The sequence below is a fragment of the Sphingobium sp. D43FB genome, from assembly GCF_002312805.1.
Classification (GTDB): Bacteria; Pseudomonadota; Alphaproteobacteria; order Sphingomonadales; family Sphingomonadaceae; genus Sphingobium.
Genome location: NZ_NMUA01000093.1, coordinates 1 through 2,819, shown reverse-complemented (window position 1 = coordinate 2,819; position 2,819 = coordinate 1). Strand labels below are relative to the sequence as shown.

The following is a 2,819-nucleotide window of genomic DNA, read 5'->3' as shown; positions in this document are numbered from 1 at the left end:
GCCCGCTGCTCCACCACCATACGAACCGCCCGCTCGCGGACTTCAGGTGAAAATTTGTTGGTTGTCTTGCTCATAACGGATGCTCCTTCTCACAAGTTGGAGCCTCCTGGAAACCCGGGGCGCTTCAAACTGACGAGACAGCCCCTCGTGCCACAGTACGGATGCAATTTCCGGCCCGATGCCTTTCAACTGTAGCAACATCACGGGCACCGATGGTGCCGGTGATGACGGCTCTACCGCGGACACCAAATTGTTTGTATCGGTCGTGGCAGCGGGATGTGGCGCAGCAAGCAAAGCATCCCGCGCCTCCTCGCACGCCTTGATCTGCAGTATCACCAATTCGAGACGGTCGAGTTCGCGACAGATCTGCGCCTTAAGTTGGGCAGGAAGCGGCCGTCCATCACCAGTCTGAAGCTCGTCCAGCCGTTTGCGTCGGTCCTGGCGGAGCGGCCGATAGCCGTGGACACCCTGTCCGAAGAGCAACCCCTTGATTCGATTGACGTGGCGAGTGCGCTCGATCGTCAGGCACTTGCGCTCGCGGGAAACGCGACGGCGATCCTCCTCTTCCGGCGTCGGTGCCCGCACCATCGCACACACCCGGGGGTCGCCGCGTTTGTACGCCAACAGTGCGCGCACCAGCATCTCGCCATCAATTCTGTCGGTCTTGACGCGACGCTTGCGCCGCGAGACCGCAATCGAGGCAGGGTCTACGACGTGGCTTTCGATCCCCTCGGCTTCGAGCACACGATGAACCCAGAAGCCGTCTAGCCCGGCTTCCTGAATGACCACGAGCGGAAAAGCCCGTCCGGTGCGAGCCTCAGCCTTGCGTTGCAACTCGGCAAAACGGGTAAGCATGCCGGCAACGTCGCTAGCGGGAAGCGAGAACTTCGAAAGCTTTTCGCCACCTCCCGGTGACAGCGAGGTAATCAGCCATTTCGATTGGCTGAGTTCCAGCGAGATGAAAATCGCGCTAAGGTCGACACGAACGGCGGGCTGCGCTTCGGGACGGTGGACTGCAATGGTCATGCTGATCTCCAGAACGGTTTTTTAGCGAGAACACTCTGGCAGAGCACCGCACGCTGTTCACTTCCTCATAGGATCTGGCTGGATCGGCCAGATATTGCGCCGCGATGGATTTGACGTTATATATGACGTCATGTATGTACTCGACACGAACATTCTTGTCGCTGCGCTCTGGTCGCGGTCGGGAGCGTCGTATCGGATCATCCAGAGCGCGCTGCAAGGCGAGTTGCACTATGCGGTCTCGGTCGCACTGGTGTTGGAATACGAGGCTGTGCTCAATCGCGCGGCTATGCGCGAGGCGAGCTGGGCGTCGAAGGTGGAGTTGGATCAGGTGCTGGATGCCCTGGTGGGACGGGCGCGGCGGATCATGCCGATAAGGACCAAGCTTCGCCCGACGCTCAGCGATCCGGCCGATGACATGGTTCTGGAGTGCGCCGTCCAGGCCGGGGCGGATGCCATCGTCACCATGAACGTGCGTGACTTTCTGCCGGCACGGGAATTATACCGGGTAGATGTGATCAAACCCGGTGAGTTGTTTTTACGCCTCGAAGGAGGAGAGACGAAATGAGCAATTATCCCTTGCGGCTGCCGGATCATGTTATGGCGGAAGCCAAACATCTGGCGGAGCTGAACGGTACGTCGCTCAACCAGTTCCTGTCGTCGCTGATCGCGGAGAGGGTAGGGGAGTTGAGGGCAGCGGCAGATATCCGGCTCCGTGCCGAACGCGCAAACCCGGCTGCCGCGCTTGCAATCCTCGCGCAGGTGCCAGATCGGCCTCCGCTTGACGGTGACGAGTTGCCTGGAACGCATTGAAGGAGCTTCGGCTCAATAACGGGAGGTAATGCACCTTGCGCACTGGCAATTCACCGCACGCACGGGTGCTGCCAATAAACTGTCTTATATCAATAGCTTATAAGGCGTTCTTATAACCTATCAGGACATATTTTGTGTCCTGGGGATTTATTTGGCAAGCTTTTTTGCTTGATTCGTCCGGTTGACGCGATCGATCGCACCACTCAAACACCTGCTCCGTTTCCGTTCAGCGATCATAGAATGGTGCTCTTCTGATGCTCGAGATTAAGGCGATAGCGGGTCGACTTGAGCGTACGCATCCGATAGCAGACGCAGTGGAGCTGAGGGTCAAGATGTGAGATTATCGGCAGCGCCGCGAGGAGCTGCCTATGGAAGAGTGGGATATAGACACCGACCGGATTGATGAGGCGGTCCTGGCTCTGATGTTTTTGACGCTGCACGACCTGGATCGGATGTCAGGGACCTGTCGAGCCTGGAAGTCCTTTGATTGGGGCGCACTGGGACGCTTGTACGAGCAAGGATTGATCCACAATCCCGTGGGCAAGGCGAAGTCGGTAGTGTTGACCTCAGCCGGCCGTGAGCGCTGCGAGCAGCTATTTCAGGGACTGTTCTGCGCAAGCCGCAAGCCCTCAGTCTAACAGTTCAGGCGGCGAGTTCCTCGGCGGCCTGCTGCTGAGCAGCTTTCCAATGCCAAGGCAGGAGTTCGTGAAGGTGGTTCTGTGGGATGTCGGCGACCCGGGCGAGGACGTCGGTGAACCAGGCGAGCGGATCGACGTCGTTGAGCCGAGCCGTGCCGAACAGGCTGAACATCATCGCCGCACGCTGGCCGCCACGGTCTGAGCCCACGAACAGCCATGCTTTCCTTCCTCGAGCAACGCTGCGCAGTTGGCGCTCCGCGGCGTTGTTTGAGAGACATATCCGGCCATCGGCGAGGAATGTGGTGAAGCCCGCCCAGTCGTTCTGAAGGTAGGCGATGGCCTTGG

General features: G+C 59.1%; 4 protein-coding genes and 1 pseudogene. 3 read left to right on the top strand and 2 right to left on the bottom strand.

The features are described 5' to 3' along the window. Nucleotides 1–123: 123 nt before the first annotated feature. Nucleotides 124–1,026 (bottom strand): annotated as a pseudogene (locus SxD43FB_RS23200) (transposase); the annotation flags it as partial. Nucleotides 1,027–1,156: 130 nt separating this feature from the next. Here SxD43FB_RS23200 and SxD43FB_RS23195 point away from each other — a divergent pair. The 3 genes from SxD43FB_RS23195 to SxD43FB_RS23185 all read left to right on the top strand — a co-directional run bounded on the left by SxD43FB_RS23195 (nucleotide 1,157) and on the right by SxD43FB_RS23185 (nucleotide 2,474). Further along, nucleotides 1,157–1,591 (top strand): putative toxin-antitoxin system toxin component, PIN family, encoded by a 435-nt coding sequence (locus tag SxD43FB_RS23195; RefSeq protein WP_096064125.1) that lies wholly within the window; start codon nucleotides 1,157–1,159, stop codon nucleotides 1,589–1,591. Next, the gene (locus tag SxD43FB_RS23190) at nucleotides 1,588–1,836 is read left to right on the top strand and encodes a hypothetical protein (protein ID WP_096064124.1); all 249 of its coding nucleotides are present in this window, start codon (nucleotides 1,588–1,590) and stop codon (nucleotides 1,834–1,836) included. Before SxD43FB_RS23195 ends, SxD43FB_RS23190 begins: the two co-directional genes overlap by 4 nt. A gap of 368 nt (nucleotides 1,837–2,204) precedes the next feature. Further along, complete coding sequence (locus tag SxD43FB_RS23185; protein ID WP_096064123.1) at nucleotides 2,205–2,474, top strand: DUF6429 family protein; 270 nt, start codon at nucleotides 2,205–2,207, stop codon at nucleotides 2,472–2,474. A 4-nt stretch (nucleotides 2,475–2,478) separates the two neighbouring features. Here the strand turns inward: SxD43FB_RS23185 and SxD43FB_RS23180 are convergent. Continuing rightward, nucleotides 2,479–2,819, bottom strand: a 341-nt coding sequence (locus SxD43FB_RS23180; protein WP_141249628.1) for a transposase, incomplete at its 5' end; no start/stop codon positions are given.

Excerpts from the sequence above, each read along its gene's own strand:
- SxD43FB_RS23190 (WP_096064124.1), top strand. The coding sequence starts at position 1,588 with ATGAGCAATTATCCCTTGCGGCTGCCGGATCATGTTATGGCGGAAGCC.
- SxD43FB_RS23185 (WP_096064123.1), top strand. The coding sequence starts at position 2,205 with ATGGAAGAGTGGGATATAGACACCGACCGGATTGATGAGGCGGTCCTG.
- SxD43FB_RS23195 (WP_096064125.1), top strand. The coding sequence starts at position 1,157 with ATGTATGTACTCGACACGAACATTCTTGTCGCTGCGCTCTGGTCGCGG.